This is a genomic window from Paenarthrobacter nicotinovorans, from assembly GCF_007670255.1.
Taxonomy (GTDB): domain Bacteria; phylum Actinomycetota; class Actinomycetes; order Actinomycetales; family Micrococcaceae; genus Arthrobacter; species Arthrobacter nicotinovorans_B.
In genome coordinates, this window is sequence record NZ_SZVS01000012.1 from 65,514 (window position 1) to 85,216 (window position 19,703).

The following is a 19,703-nucleotide window of genomic DNA, read 5'->3' on the forward strand; positions in this document are numbered from 1 at the left end:
CGTTTAATGCCGGCACGGCCAAACCGCTTTCGACGCCGAAACTTCCGGCGGCAGCGAAGTGTTTCCGCCGTGCTTATTCAGCCCCGGCTTCGTCCTGATCCGCGGTGGTGTCCTCTGCCCCCGCGACTTCCGCTTCGTCGTCGTCCTCGTTTTCGGAGGGGCCGATGGCCTCATCTTCGGCAGCCTGCACAGACTCCTCCGAAACGTCGCCCTCGGTTTCCTCCACCAACGGAGTCTCGTCCTCGGGGCGGACGCGTTTGGCCCACGGCACCCATTCCGGTGCCAGGATGGAATCCTCGGACGGCAGCAGGCCGAGCTCACTGACCGTGACGATCTTGGAGCGCGAGTTACGGGTCACCACGGCGTACCACTGCCAGCCGCCGTAGCCTGCAAGCTTGGATTCGAACAGGTGGGTGACTACCCGGTCGCCTTCCGATTTGGCGCCCAGATGCTCCCCGACCTCCCCCGGCTTGGCGATGCCCTCCACTGCCTTGCGGGCAGTATCGACGGCGGCAGCCAGGAAAGCATCCGGCTTGCCCGTGCGCCACACGGGCACTCCGGCACGTGGCTTGGCGGCCGCAGGCTTCCGCGAGGAAGCTTCGCCGGTGGCAGGAGTGCGGGCACCACGAGGACCAGCCCCGGTGTTACCCAGGGCATCCGTGGCCGGCGTAGTTTCCTGTGCGGATTCCGAGGTCATGGCAGTCCTAGGCTTCCAGCTCGTCGGCAACCTTGCGCAGCGCCATGCTGATGGCCTTGGCCTTGTTGCCATCGGGGTACTTGCCCGAAGACAAGGAACCGGACAGGTTGTCCAGGACAGTGACGAGGTCCTGCACCATTGGGGCAAGGTCCTTGGCGTTCATGCGCTTGGCCTTGGCGATGGACGGGGTCTTTTCCAGCACGCGAAGGCCCAGTGCCTGTGCACCGCGGCGACCATCCGCCACGCCGAACTCCACCCGGGTACCGGCCTTCAGCTCGGTTACACCCGCGGGCAGGGACGTCTTGGGCAGGAAGACTTCCTGGCCGTCTTCAGCCGCGAGGAAGCCGAAGCCCTTTTCCTTGTCATACCACTTGACCTTGCCGGTAGGCACGTAATCAACCTTCTTCGTTCTTGCTTGGGAGACACGCCGGGCCGCTACCGCATCCGCAGATAGCTGCGGGATCGAGGGTGACAACCCGGTCCGTGTTGGTCTGTTCCTTCAAGGTTATCCTGCCGGACCCCCTATTCCCGCTTTCTCCCGCCCTGCACCGGCAACGTACTGCGTCATGTGCGGGACCCGTCCACTCCCGTCAGGCTGCTGCTAGCGTTGATGCCATGACTTCCCCGGGTTACCGCCGCCCCCTCATGATGGTCGCTGCTGCCATCACCGTCCTTTCCCTGGCCGCTGTGGCCGCAGTCATCGCGGTGGCCTACAACGGCGGCGCCGCGCCCGTCTGGGTTACGTCCACTGCCCTCTACGGCTTGCCCGTGGCTTTCATGCTCGCGGTGGTCCTGGTGCTCGACGCCGTCCGTCAACGCCGCCGGCAATAGCACCATCCCGCCGGGACGGGCAGGAGCGGCCCGGGGGCGGTAACGTTGGATTGATGTCCCTTATTCGCGCGCTCAGCAAGGAACTGGAAGCGCGCAGCGACAACTCGCTGCGGGCTTTGTTTGCCGCGCGACCGGACCTCATCTCCCCCATGGCGCCGGACTTCGCCGCGTTGGCTGCACGGGCAAGCGCCCGGGTCAGCGTCCAGCGGGCGCTGGAACGACTGAACAAGCCGGAAATGCAGGTTCTCGAAACCCTGCACCTGTGCACGAATGCAGACACCGGGCACAGCATCTCGGCGGCCGGTTTGAAGAAGGTCATTGCCGGATCCACTCTTTCGGCCCTGGACCCGATCCTCGCCAAGCTGCAGGAGCTGGCCCTGATCCACCGGGCAGACCCGCCCCAGGGCTCGCCGCCAGCCACATCGCGACAACGCTTCTATCTCCCGGTGGGCAGCCTCAAGGACGTGATCGGTATCTACCCGGCGGGGCTGGGCAGGAGCTACACGGAACTTGTCCGCACGCAGCCGGCATTCGCCCAGCGGGTAGTCCACCTGGTGGCCGAGCTGCACCAAAGCGGCGCCGGAATCCACCCGGCCAGCACGCCCATGGATGCCGCACTGGCACTCCAACGCTGGACCTCCACTCCGGAGAACCTCCGCGCCATCCTTTCCACCGCTCCGGAGCGGACGGTTGGCCTGCTGGACAAGTTCGGCAGCTGGGCCATGGGCGCAGTACCCCAGGCCCAACGGCGGGCGTCCGTGAGCCACGAAAGCCACGACGTCGGGCCTATCGACTGGCTGTTGGCGCGCGGGCTGTTGGTTCCGCTGGATGCCGGCCACGTGGAGCTGCCCCACAGCGTCGGCCTCGCATTGCGAGGCGGTGCGATCATTGACGATTTCACTTTGGCGCCGCCCGTACCGGAACTGGGCCACACCAGCGCGGCGCTGCGCCGCAATGCCGCCATGGGCGCCATCGCCGAAACGTTGCGCCTGACCAATGAGCTGCTGTTCGCGGTTCGCGAGCAGCCCCTGTCCACGCTGAGGAGCGGCGGGGTCGGTGTGAGGGAGCTGAGGCGCCTTGCTGAGTCGATCCGCCTGGGAGTGCACGAGACCGCGGTCCTGCTGGAGCTTTGTGCTTTGTCCGGTCTCGTGCGGCTCGATGTGGACAGTTCCACCTGGATCCAGCCGCCATCCCTGGAATGGCTCACTTTGCCCCGCCAGGAGCAGTGGCTGTGGCTGGTCAATGCCTGGTTGGCCAGCGAGCGCGCCCCGTCGTTGGTGGGGCAGCCGCTGACTGGTCCGTCGTCTTCTGCTGCCCATCATGGCGCGGCCGGCACCACCATCAACGCCTTGTCCGCCGAGGCCCAGCGGCCCGATGCCCCGGTGGTCCGGCGGAGGGTCCTTGAGATTCTTAACGAGCTGACAGTCGAGGCGGCAGCTCCGGACGGCAAGGCCCCGGTACTGGATGCGAGGGCAGTCCTGCAGCGGGCCGAATGGGCCCAGCCTAGGATGTCGCGGCGCTTCAGTTCCCTGGTGCGCGGCATTCTCGAAGAGGCCGCATTGCTGGGTCTGATGGGTTCCGGTGCGCTGACTCAGCTGGGCTCTGCCATCGCCGCTTCCCAGCCGGAAACGGCCATGACCATCCTTGGCGAGCACCTCCCGGCCGCTGTGAACCATATCCTGCTGCAGGCTGACCTGACAGCCGTCGCCCCGGGCTACCTCGCGCCGGAGCTGGGCGGGACGCTGCAGCTGATGGCCGACGCCGAAGGGCAGGGTCCGGCGTCGATCTACCGGTTCTCCGCCACCACCATCCGCAGGGCCCTCGACGCCGGACAGGATGCGGAATCGCTGCTGGCCTTCCTCCGTGAGCACTCGGCGACGGACGTGCCCCAACCCTTGGCGTACCTCATCCAGGACACTGCGTCCCGGCACGGCCGGATACGTGTGGGGACGAGCGCCAGCTTCATCCAAAGCGACGACGAATCTGCCATTTCCGAGCTCCTGGAGGAAGCCCGGACCTCCGCCCTGAGCCTGGTGCGGATTGCCCCTACCGTGCTCACGTCCTCGGCCAGCCCACGGGAAACGGCCCGTGTCCTGCGCGAGCTGGGACTCTCACCCGCCGTGCAGGACGCCGAGCCCGCCGTCGTGCGTTTCAAGCGGACCACAGCGTTGCCGGGGAGCGCGCGCCCCGTTTACACGGCACCCCGGACGGCACCGCCGGACGACGACGTCGAGGCGCAGCTTGTGGTTCTTCGGCAGCATCGTGCCGTCCCGGCCGAGGCGACGGGCGAAGCATCCACGCAACTGGGCCTGGAGACCCTGCAAACGGCCATCCGGCTCAAGCAGGCAGTCACGATGAACGTGGTGGACAGCTTGGGGAATGCCAACACCGAAACGGTTGTTCCAGTATCCGTCTCCGGTGGACGCGTGCGGGTGTTCGATCCCGCAAAGGACACTGAACGCGTGTTGTCCATCCACCGGATCATCGATGTGGAACCCGCAGGGGAACTGCGTTCATGACAACAGCGTTGTCCGCTAAACCGCACCCTGATGGTGCCCAAGTGAGGATTCAACTGTGAACGTGAGGATCAGGCTGTGAACGACGGTCCGCTGATCGTACAAAGTGACAAGACCATATTGCTGGAAGTCGACCACGAGCTCGCCACCGAAGCCCGGCACGCCATTGCCGCTTTCGCCGAACTGGAACGCGCCCCGGAACACATGCACAGCTACCGGCTCACGCCGTTGGGCTTGTGGAATGCCCGCGCCGCGGGGCTGGACGCCGAGCAAGTGCTGGACACCCTGCTGAAGTACTCACGGTTCCCGGTGCCGCACGCGCTGCTGATCGACATCGAAGAGACCATGTCCCGCTATGGCCGCCTGCGGTTGGAGAAGGACCCGCAGCACGGCTTGGTGATGCGCACCGATGACTACCCCGTACTGGAGGAGGTCATCCGCGCCAAGAAGATTGCTCCCCTGCTCGGGCCGCGGATTGACGGCGAAACCGTAGTGGTGCACTCCTCGCAGCGGGGGCAACTGAAGCAGCTGCTCCTCAAGCTCGGGTGGCCCGCAGAAGACCTGGCCGGGTACGTCGACGGGCAACCGCACCTGATCATGCTCGACGAAAGCGGCTGGCAGTTGCGGCCGTACCAGAAGCTGGCCACGGAGAACTTCTGGGCCGGCGGCAGCGGCGTCGTCGTACTTCCTTGCGGTGCCGGAAAGACCTTGGTGGGGGCGGCGGCAATGGCGACGTCCTCCACCACCACCCTGATCCTGGTGACCAACACTGTTTCCGCGCGACAGTGGAAGGACGAGCTCCTCAAGAGGACCTCCCTGACGGAGGATGAAATCGGCGAGTACTCCGGTTCCGTCAAGGAAGTCCGCCCGGTCACCATCGCCACCTACCAGGTCCTGACAACCAAGCGTGGCGGCCTGTATCCGCACTTGGAACTCGTGGACGGGCACGACTGGGGACTTATCATCTATGACGAAGTCCATCTGCTGCCTGCCCCGATCTTCCGCATGACAGCGGATCTGCAGGCCCGGCGCAGGCTTGGCCTCACCGCAACGCTTGTCCGTGAGGACGGCCGGGAGGGCGAGGTCTTCAGCCTTATTGGACCCAAGCGCTACGACGCTCCTTGGAAGGACATCGAGGCCCAGGGCTACATCGCGCCCGCGGACTGCGTCGAAGTCCGCGTGGACCTGCCCCGGGACGAACGCGTGGCGTACGCGATGGCCGATGACGCAGACAAGTACCGCCTCTGCGCAACGTCCGAGACCAAGACCCAGCTGGTGGAGGATCTGGTTGCCGTCCACAAGGGAGAGCAATTGCTGGTGATCGGACAGTACATTGACCAGCTGGACGAAATTGCAGAGCGCTTGGACGCACCCCTCATCAAGGGCGAAACCAGCGTCAAGGCCCGGCAGAAGCTCTTTGACGCGTTCCGCAAGGGCGAGATCCAGACGCTGGTGGTGTCCAAAGTGGCCAACTTTTCCATCGACCTTCCCGAAGCATCCGTAGCCATCCAGGTGTCAGGTTCCTTCGGCTCACGCCAGGAAGAGGCCCAGCGGCTGGGGCGTCTGCTCCGGCCAAAGCAGGACGGCCGCGCGGCCAGGTTCTACTCCTTGGTCGCCAGGGACACCCTGGACCAGGACTTTGCCGCCAAGCGCCAACGGTTCCTGGCCGAACAGGGTTACGCCTACCGCATCATGGATGCCAAGGACATCGGCAAGGACGTTGGACAGGAGCAGTAGATTGGCCGGGGGAATGCACCTGCGGACCCTTGCTATTACCCTCCAACGAATTTACGATTCCTAGTGAAGCTCTCCGCCCGATGCGGCTGCCCCTGGTCCAGGCAGTCCGGCGGCCAGCCGCCGGCAGTGGGGGAAGCCCGCAGCCAGGGCGCCGACGGTTCACAGGCCTAGAAGAATCCGAGATTATTTCCCAGAGGATTCCCCATGCGCAAAGCCCTCTTGGTTATTTCCGCAATCGTCCTGTTGTCAGCACTCGCACAGCTGTTTTTCGCAGGATATTTCCACTTCCAGAACACCATTGAAGCCCAGCGTGAAGCGGGCGTCTTCCACGTGATGAACGGCCAGTATGTCCTGCGCTACTCGGCACTGCTCGCCGCCATTGTGGCCGCCATTGCCAGGATGGGCGCCCGGACGATCTGGCTGGCCGCCGGAATTTTCCTGCTCTCCTGGGTCCAGTTGTTCATCTTCATCATTGGCGGCATGCTCACCGGCTCTTCGGAAGACTTCATCACGCCTTCTGGTTCATGGGTAGCTTCCATCCACCCCCTGACCGGGCTGTTGATCATCTTCATGTCCTATTGGCTCTTTACCCGTGCCCGCGCCGCGGCCCTCAATCCCCAGCCGCTACCGCCCAAGGCTTCGGATGCTTCTGCCACGCCCAGGACAGCCTGAACCCGGGCAGCTGTGAATACCTCGCAGCTGCTTGCGCTGGATTTGGTGTTGTCCGTCCTGGCGGCAGCAGCGTGGATCGCTGCCGCATGGATGACCGTAAATTCGAGCACTGACCGCAAGCCAGGACCGCGCCGCGGAACCGATCTGGCGTTGTTGTTGGTCGGTGCCGCCGTCGCCATGACGGCGGCACGCTATGCCCTGCTTCCCGCTTTGGTGGCCGGCAGTTGGTGGTTTGCCAGCGAACGCATCACCATCAACCTGCCTCTGACCGCCATCCCCGCGGCTTGGGCCGCGATGGCCGGTGTTCCGTTCTTGCTGAGGAGGCGGAACACCGGCGCCAAACTTTCCTGGGCCTCCCCATGGCCTCTTGGCCGAACCCGACGGGCGGCGGTGATGTCTCTGGTGGCCGCAGCTGCGGCAGCCGCGGCCTCACTGGCATTGGCGCTGATCCTGGGTCCGTTCCCTGCGCCGTGGAGCGTCGCGGTGCTTCTGTTCATGGTGGCCGGAACGGTTGTGATTGCGGGGGTCGTCCTGGCACAGCCTGGAGCTTCCGGCCGCCCCCGCGCCAGGCGCCCGGCTGCTGCCGTGGCCGCGCTGATGGTGTGCACGGTAGTGGGCTCCGGAGTTTTCGCCTGGCTTGGGAGCCGCTCCGGAAACGGCGCGGTGATCGCGGCCGCCGTCGGACGTCACCACGCCAACGGCAACGGCACGGTGACGGACACGACGCCGGTGACCAGCCTGGTGGGAAGCACCCCCGCCGACGCTGTGGTCCGGCACTATGAACTGACCGCCCGCGTTGAACAAGTAACGTTGCCGTCCGGCCGGACCACGGAAGCGTGGACCTTCGGGAGCCTTCCCGGGCCAACGATCGAAGCAACGCTGGGCGAAGTAGTGGAGGTGGTCCTCAAGAACCGGGACGTGGCCGCCGGCGTGACGCTGCATTGGCATGGATACGACGTTCCCAACGCCATGGACGGAGTCGCCGGGGCCACGCAGGACGCTGTGATGCCGGGGCAGTCCGTGACGTATCGCTTCACGGCGGCGCAAACTGGTACCTACTGGTACCACACGCATCAGGATTCGGCCGAGGGGGTCCGCAAGGGCCTCTACGGCGCATTCGTCGTGCACCATCCAGCTGAAGTCCGTGCGGGCACGGACCTTGTGGTGGCGGGGCACGACCTCGGCGGTCTGGGGTTGCTGGGCTCCTCAGACCGCAGCAGTGGGTACCAGGCCGCCCCAGGCAGCAGCGTGCGGGTGCGGCTGGTCAACACCGACTCCTTGCCGCAGCGTTACTTGCTGGAAGGTACCTCGTTCAAAGCTGTGGCAGTGGACGGCACGGACGTCAACGAACCTCAGGACGTCCGGGGAAAGCTCGTGCGGCTGGGAGCCGGCGGGCGGATGGACCTCGCGTTCACCATGCCGGACTCCCCCGTGACCCTGCGCTCGGACGCCGCCGCCGATGCCGTGGTGGTCATCGCGCCGCCAGGATCTGCCCCGGGGGTCGGCGGCAAGGCAAGCTCCGGCGTTTTTGCCTCCATGCCTGTGCTGGACGTGCTGGACTACGGCAAACCAACGTCCGCTGGGTCCATGGGCAAGACGCCCTCAGGCGAAACCCTGCCGGCCACGATGCCTGTCACGAGGGAGGAGGTAGTGGTGCTGGACCGGCAGTTCCGTTTTGTGGATGGAGTGCCCCGCTACGCATTCACCGTGAACGGGGCCGCCTACCCGCTTGTTCCGTCCATCGAGGTGGCGGAGGGCGATACGGTGAAAGTGACAGTGGTGAACCGGACCGCCGAGCCCCATCCCATGCATCCACATGGCCACCACGTTCAAGTTCTCAGCAGGAACGTTGTGGCCCCGCACGGGTCACCGTTGGTCCTTGACACCGTGGAGGTGCTGCCCGGCGAAGTCTGGGAAGTGCTGCTCCACGCCGACAATCCGGGCATCTGGATGGATCATTGCCACAACCTCGATCATGCAGCCGAGGGCATGATGATGATGCTCAAATACGAAGGCGTGTCATCCCCGTTCGTTCACGGCGGCCACGCGGGGAATCGACCGGAATAGGCCTGGAATCAGGCAACCATCCGGTCCGTGGACGTGGAGCTCACCTGGTCCACCACCGCCCAGGCGTCGGCGTCGCGGAGCTGGGCGCTGGCGAAACGTTCGGCCGATGCGAGGTCGTGGAAGTCTTCGCGGCGAACCCGGCCTGTGTCCGTGTCCAGATAGGTGACATGGAACTCGACCTCGGAGTTCTGGTGCTGGTACATGCTGACGGGAGCTGCTGTGTTTGCCATGGTTTAAGTGTGGAACCGGGCACTGACATTTTTGGAAGCATCGGTGGGCGTGTTCGGATTTCAGCCCGTCACGGTGTCCTCAGATACTGCGCGGACACCTCGCGGACGGTCTCACTGAGCGTGTCCAGCACCGACGATGCCGTACGCCAGCGCTGCCAATAGAGCGGCACGTCGAAAGGCTGCTCCGGAGCCAACTCGATAAGTCGTCCGTCTGCGATGTCCGGACCACACTGAACTTCCGGAATGAGGCCCCAGCCAAGTCCCAGCCGGATGGCGTCGCCAAAGTCCTGCGACGCCGGCACATAGTGGCGCGGGCCTTTCCTCTCCGGGAGGGGTTTCCCCTCGGCTTGGAGGCGGGAGCGCACGAACGCCCACTGATAGGTGTCTTTGCGGTCGAAGTCCACGGTAGGAGCAGTATTGAGCGCCGCGCCATCGAGCCTTTCGGGGAAGTCGGGGAACCAACGGTCCACAAAGTGTGGTGCTGCCACAGGGAGGTACCGCATGGTGCCAAGGCTTTCCACCCGGCAACCCTGGACAGGGTCCGGGGTTGCCGTGACGGCCGCCATGACGGTTCCGGACCGCAGCAGGGACGTGGAGTGTTGTTCGTCGTCGCGGTGGAGATCGAACGTCACGTTGAGGTTGCCGGGAACCCTCGCCAGGGCCTTGAGGAACCACACAGCCAAGGAGTCGGCGTTGACCACGATCGGCACGGCCAGCGTGGGCCTGTCCCCGTCCAAGCCCAATTCCTTTCCGGCATCGGCTTCCAGTTGGGCCACCTGCCGGGCCAGTCGGAGCACCACTTCCCCGGCTTCCGTCGCCAAGGCCGGGTTGCTCCGTTGCAGAAGTACACGGCCCGTGGATTGTTCCAGCGCCTTGAGCCGTTGGGACACAGCCGACGGCGTGATGTGCAGCAAGCGCGCGGCGGCCTCAAGCGTGCCCTCGGAGAGGACGGTGGCGAACGTCTGCAACTGCTCGGAGGAGAACTGGGTCATTAGCCTAGCTTACGCGGCCTGAAAATCTTTAGCTGGCCTAAAGCTGCAGGGCTCCGTAATTTCGAAGAGTGACTTCCCTTGATTTCCTTCATTCAGCAGGCCTCGGCCTGGCTACAGGCTTGGCCCTCATCGTGGCCATCGGCGCGCAGAACGCTTTCGTCCTCCGTCAGGGCATCCGCGGCGAACACATTGTGCCCATCGTCGCGGTGTGCGCACTCTCCGACGCCGTCCTCATCGCTGCCGGAGTCCTTGGCACCGGTGCCCTCATTACGGCAGCCCCCGCCGCCGTCGTCGTCCTCCGCTATGTGGGCGCGGCGTTTTTGGTGGCCTATGGCCTCATGGCAGCCCGGCGCGCCATGCGCCCGCAGTCCCTGATGGCCGGAGAAGGTGAAGGGGGTCGCCGCGGCAAAGGTGGCGCCGCCGCAGCTGTCACAACCGTGCTGGCCCTCACTTGGCTCAACCCGCACGTCTACCTGGACATCGCGCTCCTCGGTTCCCTGGCCAGCGCCCAAGGCAGTCCCCTGCAGTGGTGGTTCGGAGCCGGAGCCATGGTGGGCAGCATCCTGTGGTTCTGTTCATTGGGGTTCGGCGCCCGCTTCCTCCGCGGATTCTTCGCCCGCCCCTTGTCCTGGCGGTTTTTGGACGGTGGCATTGCCGTCACCATGGTGGCTTTGGGCCTGGGTCTGATCCTTGGGGCTTGAGCAGATCCGGCGTAGCGGCGGCACGCAGTAGCCTCACATGCAGCATCCAGATAACTCACAGTTTCTGGGAGCACTATGGGTGTCATGAAAAAGAACGGTCCCGAAGCCAAGCTCCTCGTGGTTGACGACGAACCCAACATCCGCGAGCTTCTGTCCACGTCGCTGCGTTTCGCCGGTTTCGAGGTGGTGGCCGCAGCCAACGGTCGCGAAGCCCTCGCAGCAGCCGACCTTCATGCTCCGGACCTGGCCGTCCTGGACGTTATGCTTCCGGACATGGACGGTTTCACCGTCACACGACGCCTCCGTGCGGCCGGCAAGCATTTCCCCGTCCTCTTCCTGACCGCCAAGGACGATACCGAGGACAAGGTCACGGGCCTCACCGTGGGCGGCGATGACTACGTCACCAAGCCTTTCAGCCTGGACGAAGTAGTGGCACGCATCCGGGCCGTTCTTCGACGCACCCAGCCACTTGAGGACGACGACGCGGTGATCCGCGTTGACGACCTAGAACTCGACGACGACGCACACGAAGTACGCCGAGCCGGCACGGTCATCGAGCTCTCCCCCACGGAGTTCAAGCTCCTCCGTTACCTCATGCTCAACCCCAACCGTGTGTTGTCCAAAGCCCAGATCCTGGACCACGTGTGGGAGTACGACTTCAACGGCGATGCCTCGATCGTGGAGTCCTACATTTCCTATCTCCGACGCAAGGTGGACATCGACCCCGATGCCGCAGCCCTCATCCAGACCAAGCGCGGCGTGGGCTACGTGCTGCGGACGGCAGAGAAGCGCTGACCTTGCTGCAACGCTGGAAGTCGGCATCACTGCGGTCGCAGCTGGTTGCCATCATCATGTGCCTGCTCCTGCTTGCCCTGGCGGCAACGGGTGCGGGCACCCTGACGCTCGTCAAGAGCTATCTGCAGGGCCAAGTCGATGACAAGCTCAAGGCCGCCGTCGCCCTGGCCCAGGACCGCCAGTCCTTTGACAGGCTGACCGAACCCAACAGCGCTGCGCCTGCGGACACCGCAGTTCCCACGGACTATTCACTGACGCTGTACGTCCCGGACCTCGCGCCGTATCCGTTTGGCGGCAGCGAGAGCGACCGGCCCGCTATCGCCAACATCACCCCGCTGGAGGCAAAGCAGCGGGCCAATGCGCCGTTCCAGGTCAAGGGCACTGCCGGGACAAACTGGCGTGTTGTCGCCGTGGGCGTTGTTGCCAACGGGCAAAACGGCGTGGTCATCATCGGGCTGCCCCTGACACCCGTGGACAAAGTCATGGAGCATGCTGTTCTGGTGGTGGTGGGCGTTGGCCTCCTGACCCTGGTCCTGGCCTTCTTCATCGCCACCTGGACGGTGGCGCGATCCTTCCGGCCCCTGGCGAAAGTGGAAAAGACCGCAGCGGCCATCGCGGCCGGTGATCTGTCCCGTCGCGTGGAAGTGGACAACCCCCACACTGAAGTCGGACGCCTCGGCGGCTCCCTCAACGCCATGCTCGCCCACATTGAAGCCTCCTTTGCTGCGCGCGCTGCGTCCGAAGGCAGGATGCGCCGCTTCGCCGCTGACGCCTCCCACGAACTCCGCACTCCCCTGGTGACGATCCGCGGCTTCTCCGAGCTCTACCGGCATGGCGCCCTTTCCACCGAAGAAGACGTCGCCATGGCCATGGGGAGGATCGAGAGCGAAGCCAAGCGGATGGGTTCCATGGTGGAAGACCTGCTCCTGCTGGCCCGGCTTGACGAACAGCGGCCGCTGCAGCTCAAGCCGGTAGACCTTCAGCTCCTGGCGCACGACGCCGTGGTGGATACCCGGGCATCATCCGGGGACCGCACCATCACGCTCACGGGTCTCGACGGCGGTTCCCCCTCCGCTGCGCCCGTACAGGGAGACGAGGCGAAACTTCGCCAGGTCATTGGAAACCTGGTGGGAAATGCCTTGCGCTACACGCCTGAAGGATCACCGATCGAGCTCGCCGTGGGTGTCCGCGATACCCCGGCCGGCAAGGATTCCGTGATCGAGATCCGCGATCACGGGGCCGGGATTCCGGAGGCGGAAACCAACAAGATCTTTGAACGCTTCTACCGGGCCGACACGTCACGGACCCGTGAAACCGGTGGCAGCGGTCTGGGCCTTGCGATCGTTTCAGCGATTGTGGGTTCCCACGGTGGTTCCGTTCAGGTCAGGGAGACCGACGGCGGAGGGGCCACGTTGGTGGTAAGGCTGCCGTTCCACGATGAGCCGGCTGAGGCGCCCTCCCCTTAGTGGGGCTTCCCCGCGAGGTGCTGCTTGTCCACATAGCGCCGTTTGTCCACATACCGACGAAGAGCCATTTCTGGCGCCACACACGCTGCCTAGGCTGAATGCACTGGTTACGCATCACCGCATTCAGCGGCACATCTTCGTCGAAAGGCAACACCCATGAGCGTCATTTCCGTTGATACCGAGCTGCTCCAGCTCAAGTCGGCAAGCGTCAAAGGAACTGTGGACCGCATCAGTTCGGACGTTCACGCCATGACCCGGGGCTTGGAGGAACTGCAGGCTACGTGGAAGGGTTCTGCGGCCACGAACTTTCAAGCCCTGGTAGTGGAATGGGCGCTCACGCAAAGCAAGGTCGAAGCATCGCTGGCTTCCATCACCACGGCTCTGTCCTCGGCAGCTACAAGCTACTCCGAGGTTGAGCAGGGCAACACACAGCGCTTCATGTATTAGCTCCTGTGAACTCCTGTAGGGCCGGCTGCCTTCCCCCTGTGTGTCCGGCCCTACAGGTTAATACCTGGCGCTCCAAAGCCTCAGCGCTACGTTCCCTACTTCTCCAGCGTCCCTTGGTGGAACCGGAGCCGCCATTGGCCTCGGTCCAGCGACCACACGGAACTCCTGAGTGCTGAACCCGTGTGGCTGAGGCTGCGGTACGTCAGCAAGATGGTGTTTTCGCTGAGCCGGTCGGCACTCAGCAGTTCGAGTTCGGTGGCTTCTCCCGGGTCTTCCTCGAGTGCCATCATCATGGCGTCACGGGTCCAGTAACGGCCCGAGCTGCCGATCTCCGCGAAGTCCGGGTGGAGCAGCACTCCGATCCTGCCGATGTCGGCCCTGACGTCCGGACGCAACAGTTCGCGTTCCAAGGCCACCACAGTGTCCTCCGCCGAGAGTTCCGGGGCCGTGTCATCGCCGAGCTCGCTGAACAGATCGGCTTGGCCGAAGATGCCCGATTCACCAAAAAGCGTGGGTTCAAAGTGCGGCCGGATGCTCCGGTCCGGGCGCACAGGCGCCGGTACTGTCTCGGGGATCCGGACCGCCGCCTGGGCGGCCGGCGTACCCAGCAAGGCCTCGCTTTCGGTGGAGGCAGTGCCCTTCAAGGAGGCAGTGCCCTCCAAGGCACCCGGGAAGCCTGGGCCGGTCCGTGGGGCTACGCCCTGCTGGTAGGCCAAGGCCACCGCGCGTGCACGCTCGTCCGCAGCTTCGTTGAGGTCGTGGCCCGCGTGACCCTTGACCCACTCGAAGGTGTACTTACGCCCCACGATCGCCTGGTCGATGTCTTTGAGGATGTCAACGTTCAGGACTGGCTTCCCGTCGGCCTTGCGCCAGCCCTTGCGCTTCCAGCCCGACATCCACTTGGTAACGCAGTTGATGACGTATTGGCTGTCGCAGAGGATCAGCAGTTCTTCGTGCGGCACGTGGGCTGTGGACCGGAAGAGGTCCAGGACAGCCATCAATTCACCCTGGTTGTTGGTCCCGTGCGGCCATCCTCCCGCTCGCCAGCAGGAGTCATCAACGTACCAGGCCCATCCGGCCGGTCCAGGATTACCGAGGGCGGACCCATCGGCGGCAGCAATAATCGTCATACGTTAATCCTGCCAGACCGCACCGACACTGAAGCTGTCTCCGCGCCCACCGAGAACGTGGGAACGATGCGAAATCGCCGTAATTTTCCCCACGAATTCGACGCATTCGTACTCGTTCGGGGACCCAGGCACTTCGCCGAAACGCCGACGGCGGCCCCCACCAGAAGGTGGGGACCGCCGTCGTACTTGCTATGCGTGACGCAGCAGAACAGGTGGCTTAGAAGCCGCCCATGCCGCCCATGTCGTCGCCACCGGGAGCCGGAGCGTTCTTCTCGGGCTTGTCGGCAACTACAGCCTCGGTGGTCAGGAAGAGACCAGCGATGGAAGCAGCGTTCTGGAGAGCCGAGCGGGTGACCTTTACGGGGTCGTTCACGCCGGCAGCCAGAAGGTCTTCGTAGACACCCGTGGCAGCGTTCAGGCCGTGGCCCGAAGGCAGGCCGCGGACCTTGTCGACCACTACGCCGGGCTCGAGGCCGGCGTTGAAGGCGATCTGCTTCAGCGGAGCGTCGATGGCAACCTTGACGATGTTGGCGCCGGTTGCTTCGTCGTTCTCAAGGGACAGGTTGGCGAATGCCTTGGCACCGGCCTGGATGAGGGCAACGCCACCACCGGCAACGATGCCTTCTTCAACAGCAGCCTTTGCGTTGCGGACAGCGTCCTCAATGCGGTGCTTGCGCTCCTTGAGCTCAACTTCGGTTGCGGCACCGGCCTTGATGACTGCAACGCCGCCGGCCAGCTTGGCCAGGCGCTCCTGCAGCTTCTCGCGGTCGTAGTCGGAGTCGGAGTTCTCGATCTCGGCGCGGATCTGGGCAACGCGGCCTGCGATGGCGTCGGCGTCGCCGGCACCTTCAACAATGGTGGTCTCGTCCTTGGTGACAACAACCTTGCGGGCGGTGCCGAGGAGGTCCAGGCCGGCGTTCTCGAGCTTGAGGCCAACTTCTTCGGAGATGACCTGGCCACCGGTGAGGATGGCGATGTCGGCCAGCTGTGCCTTGCGGCGGTCACCGAAGCCCGGAGCCTTGACGGCAACGGACTTGAAGGTGCCACGGATCTTGTTGACGATCAGGGTGGCCAGGGCCTCACCCTCGATGTCTTCGGCGATGATCAGCAGCGGCTTGTTGGACTGCATGACCTTCTCCAGAACCGTGACGAGTTCCTTCACGTTGGAGATCTTGGAGTTGACGATCAGGATGTACGGGTCTTCGAGGACCGTTTCCTGGCGCTCTGCGTCGGTGACGAAGTAAGCGGAGATGTAGCCCTTGTCGAAGCGCATGCCTTCGGTGAGCTCGAGTTCCAGACCAAAGGTGTTGGACTCTTCAACCGTGATGACGCCTTCCTTGCCCACCTTGTCCAGGGCTTCGGCGATCAGGCTGCCGATTTCCGGGTCGCCGGCGGAGATCGAAGCCGTGGCTGCGATCTCTTCCTTGGTTTCGATTTCCTTGGCGGAGGTCAGCAGTTCGCTGATGACTGCCTCAACAGCCTTCTCGATACCGCGTTTGAGGGACAGCGGGTCGGCGCCGGCGGCAACGTTGCGCAGGCCTTCCTTTACCAGTGCCTGGGCAAGAACGGTTGCCGTGGTGGTACCGTCGCCAGCGACGTCATCCGTCTTCTTGGCAACTTCCTTGACCAGCTCAGCACCGATCTTCTCGTAAGGGTCGTCCAGCTCGATCTCCTTGGCGATGGAAACGCCATCGTTGGTGATCGTGGGAGCGCCCCACTTCTTTTCGAGGACGACGTTGCGTCCACGCGGGCCGAGGGTGACCTTGACGGCGTCAGCGAGGGTGTTCAGGCCCCGCTCGAGGCCGCGGCGTGCCTCTTCATCAAATGCAATGATCTTGGCCATAACGGCGGTAGTCCTTTCGGGACAGTCGTTAAGAAGGTACCTGTCAGGTGGGATGCCCGCGACGGACGGTCCTTTGCGTGCAGCCTCTGTATGCCCCGCGCTCCGGACCTCACCCCACCAAGGTGTTTCTTGGTCCCCCAGCGGTTCCACCATCATTCCGTTACCGGCGAGAGCCGGATCGGATTAGCAGTCGAACCGTAGGAGTGCTAAATCAATAATTAGCACTCGACTGGTGAGAGTGCAAGCAGAGGCGCCACTTTTGGCACCCGCGAAAAGGGTTTCAGCCGAGAGCTGACCGCCGTTCCGGCGAGCAGTGAAAGCCTCAGGCTACGCGCACGCCTTCGGCCTGCGGACCCTTCTGGCCCTCACCCAGTTCGAACTCAACACGCTGGCCCTCTTCGAGGGCGCGAAAGCCATCCATTTGGATAGCCGACCAATGCACGAAGACGTCGTCACCGGAGTCATCCACAGTGATGAATCCGTAGCCCTTTTCGGCGTTGAACCATTTGACGGTTCCCAATGCCATGATGCCCACACTTTCGCAGTAGCCAAGACCGGTTGCCGGGATCTCCGGACCGGAATTAATCCACTGTAACCACAGTCACTATCCCTGCGCTTCCCCCAATGGCCAGGGCGCTGGTTTTGTTATTGAGGCTTAACCGAGTTGGGGTTTTTGGGCCCTGGAGCCGCGCGGTTACTGGTAGCCGGGTCCCGCTACTACAACCAGTGGTTGCTGCACATCAGGGGTCTCCACGATCGACTGGATGCCCAGGAGCGCGCCCAAAGCCTCGGCGTTGGCTTTCTGCGTGGGAGCGTTGTAGAAGATCACGGACGTCTGCTGCGGAAGGCCTCCCCAGTTGGCTACCGTGCTAAGAGTCCAGCCTCCGCCCTGCACCAGCCCGGCCACCCGGCCGGCCAGGCCGGCGGTGCCGGTTCCGTTGTACACAGCGACCGGAACGCTCTTATCCACCGGGGCGGTGGAGGGCGACGGCGTGGTCGACGGCGTCGGCTCGGTGCTGGCTTCGTTGGAGGCAGGCGGTGCGCTGCTCGAAGCGGAAGGTGCAGCCGAAGGCGACGTCGAGGTTTGCTGGGGTGCCGGCGTCGTGACGCTTGATGACGCACTGGGGGCGACAATCCCGAGGTTCGGGAGGATAAGGAACGCCACCAGGCCGAGTACCAAAGCCACGGCTCCGACGGTCAGGACAGGCCACAACGTGGGGCGCGCGGCGTCCTGGCTGTCGCGGTGAACGCCCTGCCGGGAGGTGTTCTGTGGGACCTGGTCGAATTCGTCCCTGGCATATTTGGTCATGGTGAAGCGTTGTCCTTGCTGGTTGCTGCTGACGGATCGCACCTGCGAATTACGCGTCCGACCCCAAGCGCCGCGCTGTCCGCGCCCGCTGGCGGGACGTACGTAGTCTACGCAATCTCTTCACGAGCATGGGATCGTGGGCCAACGCGTCCTCGGTGTCGATCAGCGCGTTCAGGATCTGGTAGTAGTGGGTGGCGGAGAGATCGAAGAGCTCCCTGATGGCCTGCTCCTTGGCGCCGGCGTACTTCCACCACTGCCGTTCAAGCGCCAACATCTGCTGGTCCCGCTCACTCAGCGGCGAGTCGCTCCGGGTATCGGCCGCGAGGTCTTCCAAGGCCAATCCGTCAGCCTGCGGCGCCATTGGTTCCGGTGCTGGTTCTGCCACGGCACACTCCTTCGACGCTTGTTGGGGGAAAATGTCCTACCCCTATGTTACGGGCGAATAACATCGCTGTCATTCGCTCCACCCCCGCCACGCGGGAGACAATGGCCGGGTGACTGGCGAGGATGCTCTCTTTGATCTTGAACCTGCCGGCGAGGCTGATCCTGGCTTTGCCACGCTGATTGACCGCCCCCTTGAGGAGCTGATGGCTCCCGACTGGGCCGAGGCGATGCGTCCTGTGGAAGGACACCTCCGCGATGCGTTGGCGTACGTCGCGCGTCGGGCCGGGGACGGAAAACACGTCCTCCCCGCCTCGGAAAACGTGCTCCGCGCTTTTCGCCAACCGCTGGCCGAGGTCAAGGTACTGCTCCTGGGCCAGGACCCCTACCCTACGCCAGGGCACGCAGTGGGGCTCTCCTTCTCCGTCTCCCGCCAAACCCGCCCCATCCCCCGCAGCCTGGCCAACATCTATCGCGAGCTCCACGACGACCTCGGCCTCCCGCCCCGCGTCCACGGAGACCTCAGCGCGTGGACAGAGCAAGGCGTCCTGCTGCTGAACCGTGTGCTCACCGTGGAGGCCCGCGACGCCGGCGCCCACCGCGGCAAAGGATGGGAGGCCATTACGACGGCGGCAGTCACCGCCGTCGTCAACCGTACGGATGGTGCGGGGCGCCGGAAGCCGCTGGTCGCGATCCTGTGGGGCAAGGATGCCGAGGGGGTCGCGCCGCTGCTGGGGGACGCGCCGTCGATCGTTTCAGTGCACCCCAGCCCGTTGTCGGCATCAAGGGGCTTCTTTGGGTCCAAGCCGTTCAGCCGGACCAACGAACTGCTGGCCGGGCAGGGCGCGGAGCCCGTGGACTGGGAACTCCCGGTCCTGTAGAGCCCAACCCTCGCTCACATCCCACCGGCTTGCCGCCAACCCTCGCTCACATCCCACCGGAACCTGACCGAGCGTCGCGCTCAAACGCAGGGAACGTGAGAGAGGGTGTGTAACCTTCGACGCATACCCATCAAGCACCCAGCCAATTAGCTTAGGCTTGCCTATATGACCGCTCTTCCTGTCACATCGTCCGCCACACGCAATACCCGCCCGCAGGTCAACCTGACCGTCCTGCGGAGTGAACGGCTTTCGCCGCACATGGTGCGGATCGTGGCCGGCGGACCGGGGTTCAGCGACTACGCAAACAACGACTACGTGGACCGGTACGTCAAGATCGTTTTTCCGCAGGACGGCGTGGAATACGAGCAGCCGCTTGATCTCTGGACCATCCGCGAAACCATGCCGCGCGAACAATGGCCGCACACCCGGACCTACACCATCCGGTGGGTGGACCTGGAGGCACAGGAGTTGGCCATCGACTTCGTGGTCCATGGCGATGAAGGCCTCGCGGGACCCTGGGCCGCCGCAGCAAAGCCCGGAGATTCCCTGATCTTCACCGGCCCTGGCGGCGGCTACAGCCCCTCCCCCGACGCGGACTGGTACCTTTTCGCGGGAGATGACGCTGCAATTCCCGCCATCGCCGCCTGCGTTGAAGCCCTCTCCCCCGAGGCCCGGGGACATGTCTATCTCGAAGTGGATAACGAGGCCGATGCCCTCGCGATCTCAGCCCCGGAGGGAGTCGAGATCCATTGGCTGTTGCGCAAAGGCACACCGGCCGGGTCAAGCGACCTTCTCCTTGAAGCCCTGCGTGGCACCGAGTGGCTGCCCGGGCGGGTGGATGTCTTCGCCCATGGTGAGCGCGGATACATGAAGGGTCTCCGGGAGATCTTCTTTGTCCAGCGCGGACTCGAACGTTCGCAGGTTTCGTTATCCGGGTATTGGGCCCAGGGCCGTGTGGAGGAAGTCTTCCAGGCAGAAAAGAAACTCCCTGTCGGCCAGATCTAGACG

The 19,703-nt window shown here is 64.3% G+C and carries 20 protein-coding genes; 11 read left to right on the forward strand and 9 right to left on the reverse strand.

All coding sequences use genetic code 11. The features are described from left to right. Positions 1-73 precede the first annotated feature (73 nt). Entirely contained in the window at positions 74-697 is a 624-nt protein-coding gene (locus FDP28_RS16830) for a DUF3027 domain-containing protein (RefSeq protein ID WP_144662694.1), read from the reverse strand. 7 nt (positions 698-704) lie between these two features. Then, a complete protein-coding gene (locus tag FDP28_RS16835; protein ID WP_090820714.1) occupies positions 705-1,088 on the reverse strand; it encodes a cold-shock protein in 384 nt (127 codons plus the stop codon). 224 nt (positions 1,089-1,312) lie between these two features. On the opposite strand from FDP28_RS16835, the gene FDP28_RS16840 reads away from it, so the two are divergent. The 5 genes from FDP28_RS16840 to FDP28_RS16860 all read left to right on the forward strand — a co-directional run bounded on the left by FDP28_RS16840 (position 1,313) and on the right by FDP28_RS16860 (position 8,520). Then, entirely contained in the window at positions 1,313-1,528 is a 216-nt protein-coding gene (locus FDP28_RS16840; RefSeq protein ID WP_144662695.1) for a hypothetical protein, read from the forward strand. 53 nt (positions 1,529-1,581) lie between these two features. After that, entirely contained in the window at positions 1,582-4,047 is a 2,466-nt protein-coding gene (locus FDP28_RS16845) for a helicase-associated domain-containing protein (protein ID WP_144662696.1), read from the forward strand. Positions 4,048-4,122: 75 nt separating this feature from the next. Next, positions 4,123-5,781 carry a DNA repair helicase XPB gene (locus FDP28_RS16850; RefSeq protein WP_144662697.1) on the forward strand — a complete coding sequence of 553 codons (1,659 nt, stop codon included), beginning with the start codon at positions 4,123-4,125 and terminating at the stop codon, positions 5,779-5,781. A 204-nt stretch (positions 5,782-5,985) separates the two neighbouring features. Continuing rightward, positions 5,986-6,453 (forward strand): hypothetical protein, encoded by a 468-nt coding sequence (locus FDP28_RS16855; RefSeq protein WP_144662698.1) that lies wholly within the window; start codon positions 5,986-5,988, stop codon positions 6,451-6,453. Between the two features lie 12 nt (positions 6,454-6,465). Further along, the gene (locus tag FDP28_RS16860; RefSeq protein WP_144662699.1) at positions 6,466-8,520 is read left to right on the forward strand and encodes a multicopper oxidase family protein; all 2,055 of its coding nucleotides are present in this window, start codon (positions 6,466-6,468) and stop codon (positions 8,518-8,520) included. 8 nt (positions 8,521-8,528) lie between these two features. On the opposite strand, the gene FDP28_RS16865 is transcribed toward FDP28_RS16860, so the two are convergent. After that, on the reverse strand, positions 8,529-8,750 hold the full coding sequence (locus tag FDP28_RS16865; RefSeq protein ID WP_144662700.1) for a hypothetical protein: 222 nt from the start codon (positions 8,748-8,750) through the stop codon (positions 8,529-8,531). A gap of 68 nt (positions 8,751-8,818) precedes the next feature. Then, entirely contained in the window at positions 8,819-9,742 is a 924-nt protein-coding gene (locus tag FDP28_RS16870) for a LysR family transcriptional regulator ArgP (RefSeq protein WP_144662701.1), read from the reverse strand. Between the two features lie 68 nt (positions 9,743-9,810). On the opposite strand from FDP28_RS16870, the gene FDP28_RS16875 reads away from it, so the two are divergent. From FDP28_RS16875 to FDP28_RS16890, 4 genes are all read left to right on the forward strand, one after another. Further along, positions 9,811-10,443 (forward strand): LysE/ArgO family amino acid transporter, encoded by a 633-nt coding sequence (locus tag FDP28_RS16875; protein ID WP_144662702.1) that lies wholly within the window; start codon positions 9,811-9,813, stop codon positions 10,441-10,443. 84 nt (positions 10,444-10,527) lie between these two features. After that, positions 10,528-11,238, forward strand: coding sequence for a response regulator transcription factor (locus FDP28_RS16880; RefSeq protein WP_144662703.1), 711 nt, complete (start codon positions 10,528-10,530; stop codon positions 11,236-11,238). Between the two features lie 2 nt (positions 11,239-11,240). Beyond that, the gene (locus FDP28_RS16885; protein ID WP_144662704.1) at positions 11,241-12,704 is read left to right on the forward strand and encodes a sensor histidine kinase; all 1,464 of its coding nucleotides are present in this window, start codon (positions 11,241-11,243) and stop codon (positions 12,702-12,704) included. 156 nt (positions 12,705-12,860) lie between these two features. Then, entirely contained in the window at positions 12,861-13,151 is a 291-nt protein-coding gene (locus tag FDP28_RS16890) for a WXG100 family type VII secretion target (RefSeq protein ID WP_144662705.1), read from the forward strand. 95 nt (positions 13,152-13,246) lie between these two features. Here FDP28_RS16890 and FDP28_RS16895 read toward each other — a convergent pair whose 3' ends face one another. The 5 genes from FDP28_RS16895 to FDP28_RS16915 form a co-directional block, all read right to left on the reverse strand. Beyond that, positions 13,247-14,281, reverse strand: coding sequence for a ribonuclease HI family protein (locus FDP28_RS16895; protein WP_144662706.1), 1,035 nt, complete (start codon positions 14,279-14,281; stop codon positions 13,247-13,249). 217 nt (positions 14,282-14,498) lie between these two features. Next, the gene (gene groL / locus FDP28_RS16900; RefSeq protein WP_144662707.1) at positions 14,499-16,124 is read right to left on the reverse strand and encodes a chaperonin GroEL; all 1,626 of its coding nucleotides are present in this window, start codon (positions 16,122-16,124) and stop codon (positions 14,499-14,501) included. A 322-nt stretch (positions 16,125-16,446) separates the two neighbouring features. Further along, positions 16,447-16,650 carry a cold-shock protein gene (locus FDP28_RS16905; protein ID WP_144662708.1) on the reverse strand — a complete coding sequence of 68 codons (204 nt, stop codon included), beginning with the start codon at positions 16,648-16,650 and terminating at the stop codon, positions 16,447-16,449. 168 nt (positions 16,651-16,818) lie between these two features. After that, the gene (locus tag FDP28_RS16910; protein ID WP_144662709.1) at positions 16,819-17,433 is read right to left on the reverse strand and encodes a LytR C-terminal domain-containing protein; all 615 of its coding nucleotides are present in this window, start codon (positions 17,431-17,433) and stop codon (positions 16,819-16,821) included. 49 nt (positions 17,434-17,482) lie between these two features. Beyond that, the gene (locus FDP28_RS16915; RefSeq protein WP_144662710.1) at positions 17,483-17,818 is read right to left on the reverse strand and encodes a DUF3263 domain-containing protein; all 336 of its coding nucleotides are present in this window, start codon (positions 17,816-17,818) and stop codon (positions 17,483-17,485) included. A gap of 109 nt (positions 17,819-17,927) precedes the next feature. On the opposite strand from FDP28_RS16915, the gene FDP28_RS16920 reads away from it, so the two are divergent. Together FDP28_RS16920 and FDP28_RS16925 are read left to right on the forward strand one after the other, a co-directional pair. Beyond that, positions 17,928-18,695, forward strand: coding sequence for a uracil-DNA glycosylase (locus FDP28_RS16920; protein WP_144662722.1), 768 nt, complete (start codon positions 17,928-17,930; stop codon positions 18,693-18,695). A 165-nt stretch (positions 18,696-18,860) separates the two neighbouring features. Further along, entirely contained in the window at positions 18,861-19,700 is an 840-nt protein-coding gene (locus FDP28_RS16925; protein WP_144662724.1) for a siderophore-interacting protein, read from the forward strand. Positions 19,701-19,703: the final 3 nt, after the last annotated feature.